This is a genomic window from Petrotoga sibirica DSM 13575 (assembly GCF_002924625.1).
GTDB lineage: Bacteria > Thermotogota > Thermotogae > Petrotogales > Petrotogaceae > Petrotoga > Petrotoga sibirica.
Map to the genome: position 1 here is coordinate 1 of NZ_JAHC01000030.1, position 20,934 is coordinate 20,934.

At 33.4% G+C, this 20,934-nt stretch carries 18 protein-coding genes, 2 tRNA genes and 1 pseudogene; 8 read left to right on the forward strand and 13 right to left on the reverse strand.

The window, feature by feature from the left end; all coding sequences use genetic code 11:
* Positions 1-25 precede the first annotated feature (25 nt).
* Entirely contained in the window at positions 26-1,774 is a 1,749-nt protein-coding gene (locus tag AA80_RS07595) for a proline--tRNA ligase (RefSeq protein WP_103877193.1), read from the reverse strand.
* A 237-nt stretch (positions 1,775-2,011) separates the two neighbouring features.
* Positions 2,012-3,076, reverse strand: a complete 1,065-nt coding sequence (locus tag AA80_RS07605; protein WP_103877195.1) for an ERCC4 domain-containing protein — start codon at positions 3,074-3,076, stop codon at positions 2,012-2,014.
* Positions 3,077-3,240: 164 nt separating this feature from the next.
* On the opposite strand from AA80_RS07605, the gene AA80_RS07610 reads away from it, so the two are divergent.
* Positions 3,241-3,316 (forward strand) — tRNA-Pro (locus AA80_RS07610).
* 33 nt (positions 3,317-3,349) lie between these two features.
* Here AA80_RS07610 and AA80_RS07615 read toward each other — a convergent pair.
* From AA80_RS07615 to AA80_RS07640, 6 genes are all read right to left on the reverse strand, one after another.
* A complete protein-coding gene (locus tag AA80_RS07615) occupies positions 3,350-3,955 on the reverse strand; it encodes an isochorismatase family protein (RefSeq protein ID WP_103877196.1) in 606 nt (201 codons plus the stop codon).
* Between the two features lie 130 nt (positions 3,956-4,085).
* Positions 4,086-4,631, reverse strand: coding sequence for a YdcF family protein (locus AA80_RS07620; RefSeq protein ID WP_158248396.1), 546 nt, complete (start codon positions 4,629-4,631; stop codon positions 4,086-4,088).
* 205 nt (positions 4,632-4,836) lie between these two features.
* Positions 4,837-5,307, reverse strand: coding sequence for a prepilin peptidase (locus AA80_RS10505; protein WP_103877198.1), 471 nt, complete (start codon positions 5,305-5,307; stop codon positions 4,837-4,839).
* 2 nt (positions 5,308-5,309) lie between these two features.
* Positions 5,310-6,386, reverse strand: coding sequence for a tetratricopeptide repeat protein (locus AA80_RS07630; RefSeq protein ID WP_103877199.1), 1,077 nt, complete (start codon positions 6,384-6,386; stop codon positions 5,310-5,312).
* A 245-nt stretch (positions 6,387-6,631) separates the two neighbouring features.
* Positions 6,632-7,063, reverse strand: a complete 432-nt coding sequence (locus tag AA80_RS07635) for an Hsp20/alpha crystallin family protein (protein WP_103877200.1) — start codon at positions 7,061-7,063, stop codon at positions 6,632-6,634.
* 170 nt (positions 7,064-7,233) lie between these two features.
* On the reverse strand, positions 7,234-7,980 hold the full coding sequence (locus AA80_RS07640) for a CPBP family intramembrane glutamic endopeptidase (protein WP_146049059.1): 747 nt from the start codon (positions 7,978-7,980) through the stop codon (positions 7,234-7,236).
* Positions 7,981-8,124: 144 nt separating this feature from the next.
* Here AA80_RS07640 and AA80_RS07645 point away from each other — a divergent pair, with 144 nt between their 5' ends.
* The 5 genes from AA80_RS07645 (at position 8,125) to AA80_RS07665 (ending at position 14,412) form a co-directional block, all read left to right on the forward strand.
* A complete protein-coding gene (locus tag AA80_RS07645; protein ID WP_103877202.1) occupies positions 8,125-9,414 on the forward strand; it encodes an ArsB/NhaD family transporter in 1,290 nt (429 codons plus the stop codon).
* Between the two features lie 92 nt (positions 9,415-9,506).
* Entirely contained in the window at positions 9,507-10,664 is a 1,158-nt protein-coding gene (locus tag AA80_RS07650; protein WP_103877203.1) for an amidohydrolase, read from the forward strand.
* Between the two features lie 146 nt (positions 10,665-10,810).
* On the forward strand, positions 10,811-11,860 hold the full coding sequence (gene tdh, locus AA80_RS07655; protein ID WP_103877204.1) for an L-threonine 3-dehydrogenase: 1,050 nt from the start codon (positions 10,811-10,813) through the stop codon (positions 11,858-11,860).
* 2 nt (positions 11,861-11,862) lie between these two features.
* A complete protein-coding gene (locus AA80_RS07660; protein ID WP_103877205.1) occupies positions 11,863-13,044 on the forward strand; it encodes a glycine C-acetyltransferase in 1,182 nt (393 codons plus the stop codon).
* A gap of 222 nt (positions 13,045-13,266) precedes the next feature.
* Positions 13,267-14,412: an SBBP repeat-containing protein gene (locus AA80_RS07665; protein ID WP_103877206.1), complete on the forward strand. Its 1,146-nt coding sequence runs from the start codon at positions 13,267-13,269 to the stop codon at positions 14,410-14,412.
* Positions 14,413-14,457: 45 nt separating this feature from the next.
* Here the strand turns inward: AA80_RS07665 and mnmG are convergent, their stop codons facing one another.
* From mnmG to AA80_RS07685, 4 genes are all read right to left on the reverse strand, one after another.
* Positions 14,458-16,335: a tRNA uridine-5-carboxymethylaminomethyl(34) synthesis enzyme MnmG gene (gene mnmG / locus AA80_RS07670; protein ID WP_103877207.1), complete on the reverse strand. Its 1,878-nt coding sequence runs from the start codon at positions 16,333-16,335 to the stop codon at positions 14,458-14,460.
* A 239-nt stretch (positions 16,336-16,574) separates the two neighbouring features.
* Positions 16,575-17,666 (reverse strand): N-acetylglucosamine-6-phosphate deacetylase, encoded by a 1,092-nt coding sequence (gene nagA / locus AA80_RS07675; RefSeq protein ID WP_103877208.1) that lies wholly within the window; start codon positions 17,664-17,666, stop codon positions 16,575-16,577.
* A gap of 7 nt (positions 17,667-17,673) precedes the next feature.
* On the reverse strand, positions 17,674-18,606 hold the full coding sequence (locus tag AA80_RS07680; RefSeq protein ID WP_199177859.1) for an SIS domain-containing protein: 933 nt from the start codon (positions 18,604-18,606) through the stop codon (positions 17,674-17,676).
* A 30-nt stretch (positions 18,607-18,636) separates the two neighbouring features.
* Positions 18,637-19,362: a GntR family transcriptional regulator gene (locus tag AA80_RS07685; RefSeq protein ID WP_103877209.1), complete on the reverse strand. Its 726-nt coding sequence runs from the start codon at positions 19,360-19,362 to the stop codon at positions 18,637-18,639.
* A 159-nt stretch (positions 19,363-19,521) separates the two neighbouring features.
* Between AA80_RS07685 and AA80_RS07690 the strand changes: the two genes are divergently transcribed.
* Positions 19,522-20,211, forward strand: coding sequence for a hypothetical protein (locus AA80_RS07690; protein ID WP_103877210.1), 690 nt, complete (start codon positions 19,522-19,524; stop codon positions 20,209-20,211).
* Positions 20,212-20,294: 83 nt separating this feature from the next.
* On the opposite strand, the gene AA80_RS07695 is transcribed toward AA80_RS07690, so the two are convergent.
* Positions 20,295-20,369, reverse strand: a tRNA-Val gene (locus tag AA80_RS07695).
* 382 nt (positions 20,370-20,751) lie between these two features.
* On the opposite strand from AA80_RS07695, the pseudogene AA80_RS07700 reads away from it, so the two are divergent.
* A pseudogene (locus AA80_RS07700) lies at positions 20,752-20,934 on the forward strand (ABC transporter substrate-binding protein); the annotation flags it as partial.

A 20,934-nucleotide genomic window follows, 5' to 3' on the forward strand; every position in this document is an offset into this window, starting at 1 on the left:
CCGCTCCCCACCCATAAGGAATGTGTTAGATTGTTAAATTTTGAGTTGGATCATAGTTTTCTAATGTTTCTTTTACTTTATCGTATAATTCTTTTACGTTTTTGAACTCTATCAATGTGCTTTCTTCTTTATCTCTTTGTTTTAACTCGATTTTTCCTTCTTTTAAACGTTTGCCTATAATAATTTTTATAGGTACTCCGATTAGATCTATATCTTTGAACTTAAATCCAGCGGAGACTTCTCTATCGTCTATAATAACGTCTATTCCTTCTTTTAAAAAGTAGTCGTAGATCTCTTGCGCTGTGCTTACGATAGCTTCATCGTTCATGGCAACAGGTATTATTGCAACCTCAAAAGGTGCAACGCTTTTGGGCCAGATTATTCCGTTTTCATCGTTTAATTGTTCCACTATAGCCCCTAGGGTTCTTGATACCCCCCAGCCATAGCACCCCATTATGTAAGGTTTTTGTTCTCCATTTTCATCGGTGAATACCGCGTTCATTTTTGAAGAGTATTTGTCGCCTAGTTCAAAAATTTGGCCCACTTCTATGCCTCTTGTCCGCTTGAGTGTGGAATTACATCCTTGTGTTGGACATTTTTCGCCTTCTTTTACGTATCTAATGTCTGCTATCAAATCTATTCTGAAATCTCTATTAGGGTTGGCATTGAGGTAATGCTTTTTTTCTTCCATAGCCCCTATAACACCATTTTTTATGGATTTTACACTTAGATCTGCAATTATCTTGACATTTTCTGGAATGTTTACTGGACCTATAAATCCAACGTTTACACCAAATTCTTTTAGAACGTCTTGTGGATCGGCTAGTTCTAGACTTTGATCTTGAAGAACTGATCTGACCTTGGCTAAGTTTATCTCATAGTCGCCTCTAATTAGAGCCATCACCCATCCTTTACTGGATCTTAGCAGTATCGATTTTATTAACTTCTTTTCAGAAACGTTCAAGAATTTTGCGACTTCTTCGATGCTTTTGGCGTGTTGAGTATCAACTTTTTCCATTTCTTTGAGGACTTCATCATCAACTATAGAAAAATTTTCGCTTGATCTAGCCTTTTCATCACTGGCTGCATAGCCACATTCTTCACAGTAAAATATTTCACCTTCGCCATTTTGCGCCAGTACGTGAAATTCATGTGAGAAAGAACCACCAATTGCACCGGTATCCGCTTCTACAACTACATATCTCAAACCTATTCTTTTTAAGATGTTTTCGTAGGCATCATAGAAACGTTGATAAGATTCATGCAATGAGTTGTAGTCGGTGTGAAAGGTGTAGGCGTCTTTCATGATGAACTCTCTTGCCCTTAACACCCCAAACCTTGGCCTTATTTCATCTCTAAATTTAGTGGCTATTTGAAAAAGGTTGACGGGGAACTGTTTGTACGATCTGAGCTCATTTTTCATCAAAAATGTGATGATTTCTTCATGCGTAGGACCTAAAGTAAACTCTCTATCGTGTCTGTCCTTGAGTTTCATCAATTCTGGTCCGTAATCTTCCCATCTTCCCGTCGTTTTCCAGAGCTCTGCAGGATGTATTATGGGTAGCATGATCTCTTGAGAACCTATCTTTTCCATTTCTTTTCTGACTATCTGTTCGATTTTTCTTATGACCTTCCATCCAAGAGGAAGATAACTGTAAACACCTGATGCAATCTTTCTTATAAACCCTCCTCTGATCAATAACTCGTAACTTTTTATATCAGAATCAGATGGAGTTTCTTTTAAAGTAGGAGCATATAGTTTGGAAAATCTCAAGATTATCCCTCCGATTTTTAGCATATTTTATATTTTGTACTTTGAGAAATTATATCATAGAAACATTGTTAAGTTAAATTTTTATTGTAATAAATATATTGAGTCTTTTAGTACAATTAAATTAAAAAATAAAAAGATCCTTTTCCTAACGGGTGGTATTCTTTTAGATTTGAAGAAGTGTGAAAATCGATTCTTTATAAAATAAATTTTTCTTTTTTTATAAAATATATCCCCCATCTATGTTTTTTTCCACACACTTTTTTTGCCTTGACCAAAATTTTCTATATAACCTTCTTTTCTGAGATCGTTCAATACTTTTCTAATCTTAGTGTCAGAAGTTAATGGGAATTTTTTTCTAAGTGTATTTATAGTGAAAGTATCCTCAGTATTTTCAAGTATTTCTCTTCTTATATCGTAGTATATGCCCCCGGTAAAATCTTTTTTAGTTTCATATTTAGATGCTTCTTCTGAAACAATAGTAGGGATGTTGTCCTTTTCATGTGATATGACCGCTTGAAAGAAACGTAAAGTCCATTCATTTGCCAATTTCCTGTTCCCAGCGAATATTATTTGAAAACCAGGATGATAAGCAAAAATCTCCGCTAAAACTTTAGATAAATAGGATGGTGTGTACACCTTCAGCTTGCTAGGATTCAAAAAATCAGAGTAATTTGCTTCAACAACGAAAGCAGAATGTTTGTACTTAGCTAATTCTCCAAGTTTCATGTGTAAAAGTGACAAATTTCCAATATCTGCAATAAAATTGTTAAAGGTTTTTCTTTCAGCTACAGCTATTATCCCGCTTTCATTTAATAAGGCATAATCACCGGCTTTAAGCTGTGCTCTTTCAACGTTACAATTGGCGAATTTCCATGGATATTTCTCATTTATGTCGATCAATATATGAAGATGATGATCCCCCTTCGCTGTTAGTTTAACTTTAGGACGATGTTCTTTCAGTCCTTGTTCTGTTCTCCAAAATATCTGTTCATATTCTCCTTCTTTATTTTTATATTTCTTTTTTAAAAAGAGAAAGTCACATCTTTTGTTTTGGGTTCTGTCAAGAACTACCGACAACCTTTTTCCATAGCGATTTATCGATATAATTGGAACTCTTTCAATTTCTTGGTAATTGCTCGATGTTTTTTCCGTGTCTCTTATGCAAAAGATATTTTTACCAGCACCTGGCCACTTGTCCTGGACAAATAACGCTAATATTACTTTTTCTTCTTTTCTAATGGTTACCCTGTAAGGGAATCTGTATTTTTCCGTTGATTCAAGAACCCATAAAATAGAACCCATTATGTATTCACCTTTTTTTACAAAATTGATTTTCTCGTTTAGGAATAATAACTAGCATACTTGGAATGTTTTACCTATTCATACCTTATCAATTGAAAAAGCGGAATATTTCCTAAAAATTTGACGTTCATTAGAAAATGTGATATAATTTTTTTAGAGTAAACCGGAGCGTAGCGCAGTTGGTAGCGCGTCAGCATGGGGTGTTGAAGGTCGCTGGTTCAAATCCAGTCGCTCCGACCAAGAATACGGGGTTGTTCCCCGTATTTTTTAAATCTAGATTATTCTACCAAATTTTTCTTCAACGATTTCTTTAATATCCTTTTTGTTAACAGCTTTTATATATTCACTTACTGGGAATACCCTATATCCTCTTTTTAACGCATCTTCTATCGTTGCTATTACGCATACATCTCCTGCTAATCCTAAAACAACTAAATTTTCTATTTTATGCTTTTTCAAAAGTTCGTCTAATTCCGATTCAATTCTTTTTTCAATGTCTTTGTAAAATGCTGAATAGCTGTCTCCATCTATTTCTTCGCCTTTTTTTATAACGAAATCATAAGTGTTTATAAATAGTTGGTTTCCATAGGTACCCTTTATACAGTGAGGAGGCCATTTTTCAAAAGAGATGTGATTTTCAGGGTGATCATCCATACTGGCAAAGATCTTAAAATCTTTATCTTTCATTAAATTTAAAAATTCGTTTACCTGATCTATCCACTCTTCAGTTGTTCCAGCTACTGGAAGTTCAGTAGGGCACCTTTCGGTAAATCCGTTTTGACAATCAACACACAATATCGCGGTATTTGAAGGTGATAATTTCAATGCGTTTACTATATAATTGGTAAACTCGTTAGGTGTCTTGTTGTTTTCGACCATTTTTGACCCTCCTTTGAAAGTTTGTTATAAAGTTCCCCTTCGCCCCGCAGCCAGCCCTATAAGGATAAAAGAGTCTAACCCCATTTGCCCCTGCAGCCCGCCCCCTTCTTTGGCCGGCTTGGTCTTAATTTTAGCCACCGATCTTAAATTTGACCAATCCTAAGTATTCATGCCAAGCAGAAGAAGTTGCTTCTAGGAATCTCATATCTGGTAAAAAGTCATACCATTTCAATTCTTCTCGGGAAACCTTATAATCTGTGGGAACAGGAACAACATCAATGTTTGTGTAAGTTTTGAAATAATTCATAGCTCTTGTTAAATGTATTGCACTGGTGACTAAATATATTCTTTGTACTTCATTGTCTTCCAGTAGTTTAAGCGTAAATTCCACGTTTTGTTTGGTGTTTTTAGCAAGTGGTTCTACAAAAATACCGTTTGGTTGGACTCCCATTTTTAACAATTCTTCTTTCATGATTTGAGCTTCTGGTATCTCAGTACCTAGGGGGTTTCCACCAGTTACAACTATAGGAAGCTGTAAATTTTTGTAAAGTAAGAAACCTTCATATACCCTTTTCATAGCGCTATCGGATAACTCCCCTGATCCTTTTCTTGGAGTTTCGGGAATTATTCCACCCCCGAGTATAACTATTGCTCCTTTTTCTTGAGTATTATGCAACTGAGAAACATCCACAGGCGGATATCTATTTTCTAAAGGTAAAACGATTATTTTTGCAAACCATCCAGAAGAAAATATATAGATTACAACGCAAAGCGTTAAAAGAGGAAAAGATATTTTCTTCCTTCTTATTAGTTGGATAATTAAAAATATTATGCAGAGGGAGATAAAAATACCTGGAATTTCTATAAAAGATGTGAAGATATCATAAAGTATTATAAAACCCCCTAAAAATATATAAGATGAATGTACTCAACATTATATAAAAACCAAGTGGAACTTTTTTGATTGCCTTTTTTTTGTTCGATAAAATGATTAGAATTGTGCTGATGATTATCAGAGGAAATATATAAATGCCTAATAGAAGAGAAAGAACTGATAGAAGTTTCACGTCTCCAAAACCCATTTTTCCATTTCTCCAATAATAAAAAGTGATTAAAAAGATAATGATCATATACAGAAGATTAATGGATTCAAAGTTGAAGAATGCAATCAATAAAATAGCTATTATTCCTAAATCTGGTATGATAAAGGCAAAATAATCATATAGCCCTATATACAAGAGACTATTAGCAAAAAGAATATTTTGCCAGTTAGGAGAAGTGAGTATGACAAAAATATTTACAATTATATAAGATAAAAGGATAATTAGAACCTTTTTATTTGTGTGTAGTATTTTTACACCCTTTTTATTACTTCCATTTCCTCTTTCGTTAAATTTTTATTCAGAATTTCCTCAAGTCCATAGATGTACCACATGTACTTATCTTTTATTTCTTGGTATATATTTTTGGCTTCATCAAATTTCTTAACTTTTAAGTAGGGTATAACTAATAACAACTTGAAATGTTCATTTTCTTTATCTTGGTCTATATATTTTTCTAAAAAGTTTTGAACTTCTTTATATTTACCATTTTCAAACATTACCTTAGCCCATACCTCTATGTCGGTAGAATATTCAGGTCTTGTATTGAGAATTTCCTCTTTGAGCTCATTTGCTTCAGTAATTCTCGATAACTTCTCGTATATAGTAGCTAACTCATACTTACCCAATACGCTGTTCGGAAATCTATTTAAAAATTTTTCTAAAACGTGGGCGGCTTTTTCATAATCTCCTTTTTGCATGTAAGCATCTGCAATCATGAAGTAGGTTACATAATTGTTGGGGGAGAACTCTAACTCTTTTTTCCAAATATCAGCTGCCTTTTCGTATTCACCTAAATTAAAGTATAATTCACCTAATTCAGACAAAGCAGCTATATTCCAAGGGTCTAATTTAACAGCTTTTTCTAAATACTCTTCCCCTTCTTCCATCTCACCTTTTTCTACTAAAACTGAACCCATTAATTCGTAGGCGGGAGCGAAACTGGGATCAATTTTGAGTATAAAATTGACTACATCTTTCACGAAATCGAAATTCTTTTTATCAGCTTCTAATAAAACCGTATCGAATAGTCCATTCAAAGATATATGTACCAAGTCGGAGTAATTAATTTTGAATTCAGAAAAGTAAGACAAAAATTCGGAAAGAACGAAGGGATAAATCACAAAGTTAGAAGTTAAACCGGGTAAGTGGTCAACAAGTTTTTCGATTTTCTTTGTTTCTTCAATAAATTTTGAGTTGTTTTTTAAATCAGCCTTCATTAACTCAAAATCTCCTTCATACAAGAACTCACAAAGCAAGATTGGAAAAGGTGTTAAATCGGTTATTTCAATCTCTTCTTCTCCAAAGTTAAACTTCACAATGCGCTCCATGGGTATCTCCTCCTTTTAACTGAATGTCTTCTTCTTTTATATTTTATTATACCATAATTAAGATTTATTAAGGAAATTTATTTACATTATTTTGTAATTATTATCATAGAATAAAAAAATAAAGCTCTAATTGTTGATATGACTAATCTTCCTGAAGAACGGACAAAGATAGATTTAAAATTACCCTGTTCAATTATAAATAAAAAGCAGGCATACGCCTGCCTTTTTACGTATTATCATTATTCTTATTGTATTTTAATTTCTTTTCCTTCACCTTTAGCTGAATCAACTTTTGGTATAGTTAATTTTAAAACTCCATTTTCATATTCAGCTTTAATTTTGTCTTTATCAATGTACTCTGGAAGCCTTATGGATCGTTCAATTCTACCAAAGTATCTTTCTCTCCTATACACGTTTCCAGTCCTTACTTCATCGGATGCTTTCTTTTCTGCGGATATGGTTAATAGATCGTTTTTCAATTGAACTTTTATATCTTTTTTGTTTAAACCTGGTAATTCACATTCTACAATGTAATCGTTGTCAGTTTCATAAACATCCATCTCTCCTCGTGATGTTGTTCCAAAGGGCAATGATCTAAAGAAATCCTCAAACTCTCTATTGAAGAAATCAAATGGTGATAACAAACCTTCTCTATCCTCTCTTCTCCTTTCTAACATTTGTCATCGCCTCCTTTTTCACTGTTCATTCTTTTCATTAAAATTATACAACCAAAGAATCGAATATGTCAAGACTTTTTTAAAAAAATGTTCTTTTTTATTTTTAGCTATAATAGAAGATCATATATATACTAAATTTAATTATAATAAAACATTTTATCATTTGTTATCTAAGAGTGATAATTATTTATGAATCTTCTCTTTAAGATAATTAAGTAAGTGATAGTGAGTCCATCAGAGAGGGTATGTATTATAATGGGATAGATCAAGCTATTTGTAATTTGAAAGGTATATCCCAAAATCGATCCCATTATGATTCTTCCTGCTAAAAGACTTGTAAATTGTTTGATATTTTCTCTGCCAAAGAAAAGGTTGTTGAAGTGGGCTAAAACAAAAAGTATAGTTGCTATGATCGTTGCAAATTCAATAGAAAAAATAGAATCCTGTAAAATCATTCTTAGATTCCCTTGGATAAAGCCTCTAAAAAACAATTCTTCTGCTGGCCCCACGACTAACCAAACATGTAATAATATAATTTTGTTATTTTTGAAATTTCCGTAAGGAATATTCATGAGATCAGAAAGAGACATCTTCCTCATACTACCTAAAGATCCCAATATTAAAACAAAAGAGATTAGAAGCATAATAAACCCTTTTTTAAAATTCCCAGTTTGAAATCCTGCTTGTTGGAAGTTTATTGTTGAAAGATAGATAAGAAAGATTGAAATGGCTATATTGAATATTCCTAAAATTAAATTACCCAAGTAAACATCTTTTCTTTTTAAAAGAAATCTACTAATCGTATAAATAAGTAAATAATAGAGAATAATTAAAACGATAAATTTTATAAAAATCATTTCTTCACCAACCTTTATATCTTCTATACAATTATACAACAGCAGACTGATAACGTCCATCACTGTATTAAACGCCTGCAATGTGAATTACAAGGAGATTTATATATATTTGACTTTGTTTTTTTTTTAAACTATAATTAGTTGGGGAAACTAAATTCCCTAAAAAATATGTAAAAAAGTATGGCTGCCTTTCGGAGGAATTATATGTCAATATATGCTATAACATCTTTAATAGTCTTCATAATAGTTATTTTAGGAATGGTTTTTCAGAAAATAGATAGAACTCTTATTGCTATGTTGGGGGCTATATTTTTATTAGGCGCAGGTGTATTCTCCGATCAAATTGGTGCAATAAAAGAGTACATAGATTTTAACACTCTCTTATTGTTGCTAGGAATGATGGTGTTTGTTGAAACTTTAAGAAAGACTGGTATATTTACATTTCTAGGCCTCTCGATGTTAAAATTGTTTGGGAACAATACATACACCTTATTCATTTCTTTAATCTTTTTGGTTGCTTTATTTTCCGGATTTATTGACAACGTTACAACTATTTTAGTTTTCATCCCAATGACTTTTGCTATTACTGATTCTTTAAATATTAATTATCTACCTTTTGTTTTAGGGGAAATTTTTGCATCCAATATTGGAGGCATGGCAACAATAATTGGAGATCCTCCTAATATTATGATTGCGTCTGCGGCAGGTTATTCTTTCACAGAGTTTGCGCTTATTATGTATCCTATCACAATAGTTAATTTAATATTCGTCATTATCTTATTGATATACTTCTTCAAAAAAGATTTATCAATTAAAATAGATAAAGAAGCGGTTAAAAATTTTGATGTATCCCACATTGTAGAAGACAAAAAAGAATTTATCTTGTCTATACTTTTGTTTGGAGCAGTTATCTTCGCTTTTGCATTGCAGCATGAACTTAATTTAGAAAGTTCAACCGTTGCCTTAGCTGCAGGGTTTTTCTCGTTATTTATTCTTAGGCCAAAAGATTTGAAAGATACATTATCTAATGTTGAATGGGAAAATATTCTATTTTTCTTCGCTTTATTTTTAATAGCAGGAGCACTTGAAGAAACTGGTATAATTAGCATTTTTTCTAACATTCTGGTCGATTTTTCTGGTAATTCTTTACTTATTTTTAGTTTTTCTATCCTAATAATTTCTTCCTTCTTTACTGGTTTCATGAATAATGTTCCTTTAACAGCTGCAATGATACCTGTCGTTGAAAAATTGACTATTTCCGGGTCTTCCGTTTTTGCTAGTATCGATTCTATTTGGTACTCGTTATCTTTGGGGGCTTGTTTAGGAGGGAACTTAACTCCTATAGCTGCTTCGGCAAATGTTATAGCGTTAGGTTTTTTAACACAATTTAAAGGAAAAACAATTTCATTTTGGGAATTTGCAAAATATGGTTTAATAATAGTATTGGGGAATATTTTAATTTCGGCGATATATATAAATTTCGTTTTTTTCTGATTAAAAATGGGTGGGGAGCGGAGCAAAGGGGCGCTAAAGAAGCTTTCTAAAGGTATTAGCAAAAGAATAATACTTAAAGGGGGAATATTTTTATGAAAACACTTTTATTGAAAAATGGATACATTTATCCTATTTCTAGAGAACCTTTTGTTGGAGATATTTTGATAGAAAATGGTACAATCAAGCAAGTAGGGAAAGATCTACAAGTTAAAGCAGACGAGATGATAGATGCAACAAATAAGTATATTTTACCAGGATTTATCGATGCTCATTCCCATATTGGTTTGTTTGAGGAGGGTGTTGGAGCAGCTTACCAAGATGGTAATGAAGCGACAGACCCTGTTACACCACAAGTTAGGGCGATTGATGCCTATTATCCGGAAGATGCTGCTATAAAAAGAGCTCTATCTGGGGGAGTTACAACGGTGATGATAGTACCAGGTAGTGCAAACCCTGTTGGAGGACAAGGTGCTATAGTTAAGTTAAATTCTCAAATAACCGATGAAGCTATTTTAAGAGAACCAGCTGGTCTTAAAATGGCTTTAGGAGAAAATCCTAAAAGAGTCTATGGTTCTTTCAACAAAACTCCCTCTACTAGGTTAGGAAATGCCGCCATAATTAGAGATTATTTTACAAAAGTTAGAAACTATATTGAAAAGAAGAAAACCACAGAAAAAGAAGGGAAGCCTTTCACTGAAACAGATATTAAATTTGAAATTGGTGAGAAAGTTCTAAATAAGCAAATTCCCGCAAGGATTCATGCGCACAGAAAAGACGATATTTTAACGGCGATAAGGTTATCTGAAGAGTTTGGGTTTGATCTTGTTATTGAACATGCTACAGAGGCTTATAAGATTCCTGATTTTATCAAAGAAAAAAATATTCCGTTGATTTTGGGCCCTCTACTGGGTTTTAGAACAAAGTTGGAAACAAGGGATATGCGGTTTGAGTCGATAAAAATTATTAATCAGAAAGGTATCTTGGCGGCGTTGATGTGTGATCATCCAGTAACACATTTAGAACACGCTTCAATACAAGCAGCTACTGCTTTAAGGTATGGAGCCAAAGAAGAAGATTTGCTAAAAATGTTAACAATAAATCCAGCGAAAATCCTAAAGGTAGAAAAGCATTTAGGAACGATTGATGAAAACAAGGATGCGGATTTGGTGTTATGGAGCGGTCATCCTTTTGATCCCAGAAGCGTGGTAGAAAAGACACTGATAAACGGAAATGTGGTTTATGAATTATAAAGTTACTTGCTAATTTTGTTTTAATTGACCATAATCACCTATTATTGTCAATTTTTGACTATAAATTACTCTCCCGAGGTTTGAAAAAAATTTCATGATGAGTTAAACTATATATAGTAGTCATTTCTTTAAGGAGAGTGAAAAAAATGAAGGCTATTGTAAAATCTAAACCAGGGAAAGGGCTAACCCTAGTGGAAGTAGAAGAACCTTCTTTACAGTCTCCACACGATGTAAAGATTAAGATTTTGAAGGTGTCGATATGTGGGACTGATGTGCATATTTACGAGTGGAATGATTGGGCAAAAGATCGTATTAAGCGTTTCCCACAAATCGATGGACATGAATTTGTAGGAAGAGTAATTGAAGTTGGAAATGAAGTTAAAAACGTTAAATCTGGAGATTTAGTTGTTTCAGACAGCCATATCCCTTGTGGTTATTGTTATCAGTGTAGAACAGGTAACATGCATGTATGCCAGAATTTAGAAATTTTAGGAGTGGATAGAGACGGAGTCTTTTCTGAATATGCTGTTATTCCAGATAAAGTTTTGATTAAAATAGACGAAGGCATACCTTTGAAATATGCATCTGTAATGGAACCTTTAGGAAATGCGATTTTTACGACAACCGCAGCCGATTTAAGAGGTAAGGTAGTTTTGATTACTGGTGCGGGACCTATTGGTGCTATGGCAATAGAAATTGCTAAATTATCTGGAGCAGCTTATGTTGTAGTGAGTGAACCTTCTGATTATAGGATCAATATGGCAAAATCGTTGGGAGCTGATTTAGTTATAAATCCAAAGGAGAAGTCTTTAGTTGATGAAGTGCTAAAAATAACCTCTGGATTGGGAGCGGACGTTTTTCTTGAAATGTCAGGAAATGAAAACGCTTTGAATGATGGCATAAAATCCTTAAAAAACACTGGAGTGGCATCTATATTAGGGGTTTATCCTGAAAGTAAGGTAAAGTTCGAAATGAATACCGCTGTTTTTAAAAATCTAACTATTCACACCATTACCGGAAGAAAGATGTTTGAAACGTGGTATATGGCAATAAACTGGTTGAAATATCATAAATTGGATTTAAGTAAAATCGTAACCCATGAATTTGACTTTGAAAATTTTGAAGAGGCTTTTGAATTGATGGCCAGTGGGAAAAGTGGTAAGATTGTTTTAAACTTTGCCAAAGAGGAGGTTTGATTATGGATTTTTATAATCAATTGGAAGAAGATTTGAAAAAGCGTGAAGATGCTGGTTTACGTATCACTATAAGAACACTTGAAAGTGCACAGGGAGCTTGGATCAATATTAATGGTAAAAAGGTTTTAAATATGTGTTCTAACAATTATTTGGGTTTGGCAAACAATGAAAGATTAAAAGAAGCCGCTATTAATGCAATTAAAAGTTGGGGTGTAGGCCCAGGAGCGGTTAGGACAATAGCTGGCACTATGAAGATTCATGAAGAATTAGAAGAAAAATTAGCTGAATTTAAAAAAGTAGAGGCCACCCTTGTTGTTCAATCTGGATTCAACGCAAATCAAGCAGTTATTCCTACTATAACAAACGAAGAAGATGGTATTTTATCAGATGAACTTAACCACGCTAGCATAATAGACGGGGTTAGATTATCAAAGGCAAAAAGATATATTTGGAAACATAAAGATTTAAACTCCTTGGAAGAGCAGCTTGTTAAGGCTCAAAGGGATAATTGTAGAAGAAAATTAATTATAACTGACGGTGTTTTTAGTATGGATGGAGATATTGCGCCTCTACCAGGAATTGTAGAATTAGCCAAAAAATATGATGCTTTAGTAATGGTGGATGATGCACATGGGGAAGGAGTACTAGGAGAAAACGGTAGAGGAATAGCGGATCATTTCAATTTGACAGAGGAAGTGGATATAGAAATTGGAACTTTATCGAAAGCCTTTGGTGTTGTAGGTGGATTCATCGCAGGTAAAAAAGTATTAATTGATTATTTGAAACAACAAGCAAGACCATTTCTATTTTCTAGCTCTTTGTCTCCAGCAGAAACGGCTGCAGCATTAGAAGCGATAAAAACACTTTATGAATCTAACGATTTAGTGAAAAAACTGTGGGATAACGCTAAATATTTTCAAAGTAAGATAAAAGAAATGGGGTATGATATTGGAGGTACTGAAACCCCTATAACCCCTGTAATGATCTATGATGAAAAGAAAACAAAAGAATTTAGCTCAAAACTATATGAAGAAGGAATTTTTGCGTCTAGTATAGTTTATCCCACCGTTCCAAAAGGAAAAGCCAGGATAAGGGTAATGATAAGCGCATTACACAGTAAAGAAGACTTAAACTTTGCTTTAAACAAGTTTGAAAAAATAGGTAAAAGTTTTGGTATTCTATAAATAAATTGTTGTGCAATTTTTAATTTTTATGATATAATAAAAAAGAATGTGTTTTCTGTAATTTTCATTTTGAGTTCAAGAGGGGCCAGGGGATGCTAAGATAGTTTCAATATATCCGAATATTGAGGCAAATATTTTCGAATTTAGAAATGTGATTGAAAGAGGTTTTTAAAAATTTTTATAGGTGGTAAATTATATAAAGAAAAGATAGGAGGGATTGTGGTGAAATCAAAAATTGTTTTGGTATTGGTGTTAACAGTATCTCTTTTTACGATGGCTTCTTTAACCCTTGATTGGGGAAGAGTATACACCCTTGGTGGATCTCAGGAAATCTTCGATGTAAAATCTACAGATGACGGTGTGTACCTTTTTGGATACACCAACGAAAAAGGATTCAACGAAGATATTTTAATTTTGAAATTTGATCAAAAGGGTAACGTCGTTTATGAAAACAAGTTGGGTGGAAATTACAACGATTGGGCAAATCAAGGGATTCTAACTTTGGATGGGGATATCCTTATAGTTGGAACTTCGGGCTCTTATGGTAGTGATTTAGATTTCTATGTATCAAAAATAGGTAAAAACAAATTCTCTACTAATATTAATAAACTAGGTAATGACAAAGGCACAGCTGTTGTAGAAGTAGAGGATGGTTTTGTTGTAGTAGGCTACGGTTCCGATCCTGATACATTAAACATGCGAGGTAAAATGGTAAAATTTAATAAAGAAGGGGAAGTTGTATTTGAAAAGTGGCTCCCTTATTTTGTTCCAGGTTCCGACACAAAACCTTCGAGTATTCAAAAAACTTCAGACGGTAACTTCATCGTTGCCGGTGCCGTGGTAGAGCTATTTGAAAATAGAACTAAGTTCTATCTGGCTAAGATTGATCTCAATGGAGAAGAAATCTGGACAAAAGTTTTTGCTCCCAGAGATTATGCTAGAGGGTTCGATGTTAAAGAAGTACCCGGAGGATACGTAGCAGTTGGTTATGAAGGTTCATGGAAGACAAAATGGTCAGATATCTATGTTGTAAAAGTTAACCCCGATGGAAATATTTTGTGGGAAAGTTTTTATGGAGATGTTGAAAGTGATCACGGTTATTCAGTTGCCGTAGGCCCCAATGGAAAAATATACGTTGCAGGATATGTTACAACCCTTAATGGAGACAAAGATTTTGCTATACTTGAATACGATAATAACGGTAATTTACTGAGCGAAAAGTCTCTTGGTGGATACGGCGATGATGTCGCTTATGCCCTCGATATTGATAATAATGGTAACCTTTATGTCGCTGGGTATTCTCAATCACCAGATCTAGGGGCCGATGCTAACAAAGATGTCTTTATCTTAAAATACACAGTAAAATAAAATTAAAACCGCCCCTATAAAATGTTGGGGCGGTTTTAATTTTAACTACCTTATTTTATCTTTTTGCTTCAAATAAATCCTTAAGTTTATAGCATCGGCTGGATTTATGCCAGGAATTCTTAGGAGTTGTCCAAAAGTTTCTGGACGAATATTTTTTAATTTTTCCTTCGCTTCGTAGGCTAAATTATTGATTTCGTCAAAATTTATATCTTTCGGAATCTTTTCTTTTTCGAGCTCTTTCATTTTTGCGATCTCATCCTGCATCCTTTGAAAATATCCGTTATATTTGAAGTGAATGTCGATTTGTTCTATCACTTCTTTTTCTTCAACTGCTTCTTCGTCGAAATGTTTTAAATCAGCATAAGATATTTCGCTTCTTTTGAGTAATTCACTCATGTGAACAGGTTGAGTGATTTTTGAAGAGCCTTTTGAGACTAAAATGTTGTTAACTTGATTAGGTGATACTTTAATTTGTTCCAGCCTCTCAATTTGTTGATTTATTAGGTTTTCTAATCTGTTAAGCTGATCGTATTGTTCTCTACTCAATAAACCATATTTATATCCATACTTATACAACCTTAAATGAGCATTATCATGTCTGAGTAACAACCTGTATTCAGCACGGGAAGTTAGCAATCTGTATGGCTCATCTACTCCTTTTGTGATAAGGTCGTCGATAAGAACCCCAAGGTAAGCTTCGGACCTGTCAAGAACAAAAGGTTCTTCTCCCCTAATTTTTAAAGCAGCATTAATTCCCGCCATAAGCCCTTGACCTGCGGCTTCTTCGTAACCGCTTGTACCATTGATTTGGCCAGCTAAGAATAATCCTTCTATTTTTTTTGTTTCAAGGTTGTGTTTTAATTGATTCGGATTAACAAAATCGTATTCAACAGCATAAGCGGGCCTTTCAATTATAGCTTTTTCTAAACCAGGTATTGTTTTCAAAATCTCAATCTGCGCTTCAAAAGGTAAACTCGTACTCAATCCATTTAAATAGATCTCTTTAGAGTGTTTAGATTCCGGTTCAAGGAAAAATTGATGGGTATCCTTATTGAATTTCATAACTTTATCTTCAATGGAAGGGCAATACCTAGGACCAATGGACTGGATTAATTTTACATCTCCATACAAAGGAGAGAATGCAATATATTTTCTAATAACTTCGTGGGTCTTGCTGTTGGTTCTCCCTAAATAACAAGGGTAATCCTTCGATAAAACTTTTGGCTTACTCCAATAAGAAAAAGACAGAGGTTCATCGGACGTTTCTTGAATATCAAACTTAGAAAAATCGATAGAGTCTTTCCTGACCCTGGCGGGTGTCCCCGTTTTAAATCTCGATACTTCTAAACCTTCTTTAATCAAAGAATATGTCAAGGAATTTGCAGGAAGTTCTCCCATTCTACCAGCTTCAAAAGCGTTCCTACCAACAAAGATTTTGCCTCTCAAAAATGTTCCTGTAGTTAAAATCACAGCTTTAGCAAAGTATTTCATTCCTAATTCTGTTTCTAACCCGACTACTTTACCGTTTTCTACTAAAATACTTTTCGCTATTCCGTGTCTTAGAATCAAATTGTCTGTAGATTCTAAGATTTCTTTCATTTTTTGTGAGTAATCATACTTATCAATTTGAGCTCTTAAAGCCCTAACAGCAATGCCTTTACTTGTATTGAGCATTCTGATGTTGATCATCGTTTCGTCTGTTACCTTCGCTTGTACTCCGCCAAGCGCATCTATCTCTCTAGTAACAACACCCTTAGCGGGTCCTCCGATAGCAGGATTACAAGGAGCCCATCCTAGAGTGTCTAAATTTATGTTCAATATTAAAGTATTCATTCCCATTTTAGCAGAGGCTAAAGCAGCTTCTATACCGGCATGACCTGCTCCTACAACAATAACATCAAAACTGTTTTCTTTGTTTTCCAAAAATTATACCTCCATTTTTTATACTTTCTTTATATACTCTAACTTTTATTTAGCGCCCCTTCGCCAAACATTAAGGGGTTAACCCCTTAAGATCCCCAAATTCAAGGTCAAAATCTTTTAAAGATCTACTTTGCATACTACAGCAAACCATAAGGATAAAAGAGTATGGCTGCTTTGCCCCGCAGCCCGCCCAGTAAAGAAAAACTATTTTTGCTATGTTTTATTATAGCACACAATGTTTAAAATACCTTTTCACCTTCGAATATGGTTTCTTTCACGTTCAGGTCTTTGTCTAAAATGACAAGGTTTGCGTAATAACCAACTTCAATCCTTCCCTTATCGTAAATATGTAGGTCTTGAAGTGCGTTATATGAGGATACCTTTGCAAGTTCTTGTAGTGTACAATTGGTAAATCTTTTAAAATTTTTGACACCTTCGTTGAAAAGTAGAGTACTCCCAGCGATTGTTCCATCACTAAGTCTTGCTTGATTGTTTTTTACTGTGACGGTCAAACCGCCCAACTCGTATTCACCGTCTTTTAAACCTGCCGCAGCCATAGAGTCGGTTATCAATATAATTTTGTCTGCTCCTTTTATTTTGTATACTAACATCACAAACTCAGGAGAGAGATGAATCCCATCACATATCATTTCTATGTTAAAATCGAAATAAAAGCCAGAACCTGTTCCTCCAATGTTTCTATGGTGTAGTGGTGTTAACGCATTTGAAAAATGGGTGATTCTGTTGACTCCTGATTCGAAAGCTTTTTTGAAGATATCAAAATTTGCTGAAGTATGGCCTAATGAGATTATTATATTTTTTTCTTTAAGATAATTCATTGCTTCAAAAAAACCGTTAACTTCTGGTGCCATGGTTATTAATTTCACTTTATCGTTAATTATATCTTTTAGTTCCTCCAAAGAAGGATTTCTTATATATTGAGGGTTCTGTGCTCCCTTTTTTCCTTTGTTTATATAAGGACCTTCCAAATGAACTCCTTCGATTGAAGAATTCACATCTTCTATATTATCCAAAACTTTTAAGATCTGTTCTTTAGAGGCTGAAACAGTTGTTGGCAAAAAGGTAGTTACACCATATGAAAAATTATTTTTTGCCCAACTTTTGAACTCTTCCTTTGTTGCATGCATCGTATCTATACCCTTTTGTGCATGAGTGTGGGGATCTACAAAACCAGGCATAATGATGGTATTAAACTCTTTATAATCAAAATCTTTTCTTATAACTGCAGAAATCTTTTTGCCTTTTATTTCGATGTCTCCATTAAATTCTCCATTTATAGGATCAACAATTAACACTTTTTCTAATTTCATATTTATCTCAGCCGCCTAATTTAACAGACTTCGAAAGATTCTTAGGTGAATCTGGATTGTACCCCATTTGTACAGCCTTTTTGTAACCTAAATACTGTATGGGGATGAGCCTTAGAGGAGCTTCAAATCCTTTCATATCCGGGATTTTAATGTGTCCATCAGTAGAAATCACTAGGACTTTTCCACCCAACCTTTCGATATCATCGATCAATTCTTTCTCTTCTTTCCTACCCTTTGAGTTTAAGATAACCAACGTTTTGTTTGTGAGTGTGGATATAGGTCCATGTCTGTATTCTAAAGGCTCATGGTATTCAACGTACTGTAAAGCCATCTCTTGTAGTTTAAGGGCGCCTTCTTTTGATATGCCATAATTTTCATCGTATCCAAGAAAGACAAAATGCTCGTACTTTTCTAAAGCTAATTGATCAATAATCTTTTCTGAATCTTCCAAGATTTTTTCACTGAAATTATAATAATCATTTTTTTCTATTCCATTCAGCAACATTGCCAGTATAACAACAAAAGAACCCGTCATCACCACGCTTTTTTCTTCAGTAAAATCTAAGGTTATATTCTCTTCACATTGTTGAGTAATTGAAGAATTCTTTGATGATGTTATTCCTATGGTTTTAATACCTTTCTGTCTCAATTTTTTTGCAGCTTGAACAGTTTCTGTTGATTCACCGGTTCTGGTTATTAAAATTGCAACATCACTATCAGGCATATTATCAAAAAGCATGCCATGTCCACCGGTAAGTACTTTTGCTTTATAGCCATTTTTGTTCATTATTTCTTTCATTATAAATCCAATGTTATATGAAGAACCACATCCAACAAAAAGGTATTTTTTTTCTTTTGAAAAAGAAAAATCAAACTCATTTAACCTATTCAAGAGATTAGGTATCCTTTTTATTTCATCAAAAGTATAGTACACTTTCATACTACCTCCTCAGAATTGTCTTTATAATTTTTATGCCTTTCTGACTATCTTGAACTTGTATTTATCCCCTCTGTAAACTGACTTTACGTATTCAATACACTTTTTATCTTCTATATAGGTATATCTTGTTCTCAAAGCAGCAATAGATCCTTCGTTTTGGGACAAAAATTTTGCTTGCTCTTTGTTTAAACTTGTTACCTCGAGAGTTTCAACAGCATGAGTGAATTTTATCCCGTATTCGTTAGTTAGTATTCTATATAACGATTCTTTTGACATATCCCTTTCTATTATGTTCAATACCCTTATATCTGCATTAGGATTTAAGTATGCTGTTTCGATTGCATAGGGATCTTCATCTAAAAATCGAATTCTTTTTAATAATACTACTCTCCCATCCTTTGGAACTTTAAACTCTTCAACTAACTCGGGAGGAATTTCTATTAATCTGTTTTCTAACACAACTGATTTAGTTGAATGGCCTTGTTTAACTGCCTCATCGGTAAAACCTGTAAGCCTGGTTAATTCTTCTTCTTGCTTTTTCCCTGTATAAAAAGTACCTTGCCCTCTTTTTCTTGTTATTAAACCTTCTTTTGAGAGCTCTTCCAGTGCTCTTCTTACGGTCAAACGCGAAACACCAAATTTATCGCATATCTCGTTCTCTGTTAACAACTTATCTCCTTTTTTATAATCTTCCTCTAATTCTCTTTTTAAGTCCAGATAAAGTTTATAATATAGCGGAATAGGGGCTTCTTCCATTTTAATCTCACTCCCTTCTTATTGGTATATTCCAATTATATAATAGTTATAACAATAAGTCAAATTGAAGATTGATTTTTCTAAATTATATGTGCTAAAATATTCAATAAGAGAACTTTAGAAAAAATAATTTTCAAAATAATTAAGGAGCCACCCGCCATGTACAAAGACGAATTAGAAATGCTCGTAAAATTTTTAGGGGAAGACCTGTTAAAAGAAGAAAATCAAAAAAAACTTCAAGAGCTTGTTTTTAGCAAAATTAAAAGAAAAGAAGATTTTCAGTCTACACATGAATTACTCAAAACACTTGAAAGTTATGATTTAAGGGACTTTTTATATTCAAAACTTTTAGAAAGTTATTTTTCTATTTTCAATATTATTTACGAAAAAGGAAGCCTAAAATACGGAGACGAAAATTACAAAGTTACCATAGATAACGAAACTTTTGATTCTCTTATCGAATTACTGGATGAATCAGATATAAATGGAGAAATTCTATTTTATCTGCTCTCTAACGATTTAAAAAAGAGGGTAGAAATTATACACCAGTTGATAAGTGGAAGATCAAGAAAAGAGTGGAATGAAGAAGAACTAAAAAGTTTTGTGAAAAACTTAAAACCACTAACTACAAGTTTTCTTGAATTATTGATCGAAAAAGGGAAGTTGAAGTCCGAAGAAATCATGGCAACCTTAGAACTTAAAAACAAAAAATCGGTTTCCGCCCTGGTAAGCGCCATAATCAGAAACGCCCCAAACGATAAAGAAAAATTAATTTTTAAAGATAATGATTATATATGTATTAATGAAAAATATAGAAACAAAATTTTTGAAATTAGGAATAAATCATAAAAAACAAAAGCAGGACGAACTTAATCCTGCTTTTTTTAGCAACATATATGAGAAAAGCGAAAAAGTTGAATAAGAATGAATGGTGGTGGGTGCGGTAGGGATTGAACCTACGGCCTCTTCCGCGTCAAGGAAGCGCTCTCCCACTGAGCTACGCACCCTTTCTGATCGTATAAAGTATATCATATTTTTTTAACTCTGTCAATAAAAGAAAAATAAGAAAGAAAGAAAGATAAATTTTATAAACAATGAAAAATTTTTCATATTTTAATTATTTTGGTAATATTTGCTTTTAATTGGTCTTAATCGTTTATAATTCTTTCAAACAGACCGTAATTGAACTTGATATAAATCTTATTTTGTGTAATACTATTAATATGATGATTTGCGTCAAACTTGCAAACAAAAAGCACTTTTTTCTTTCAAATTAAAATTGGTTACTTGTGTATTAAGATGAAATGTGATAAAATATATGAGGAGATTATTTATGAAAGTATTGTTAGAGTGTACAAAAGCTAATAAATTTGCAAAGGAGGTAGAGGTATGAAAAAGGTTTTTATTGTTCTTATGGTTACTTTGTTGGGTGTTTTCGCTTTTTCACAGGTTAAAAACCCTGATATGATCTTCGATGCAACACTAAGTGAGCCCGACACTTTGGATCCTCATCATGCTTACGACACTGCTAGTGGTGAAGTTATTTTCAATGTCTATGACAACTTGGTAGCA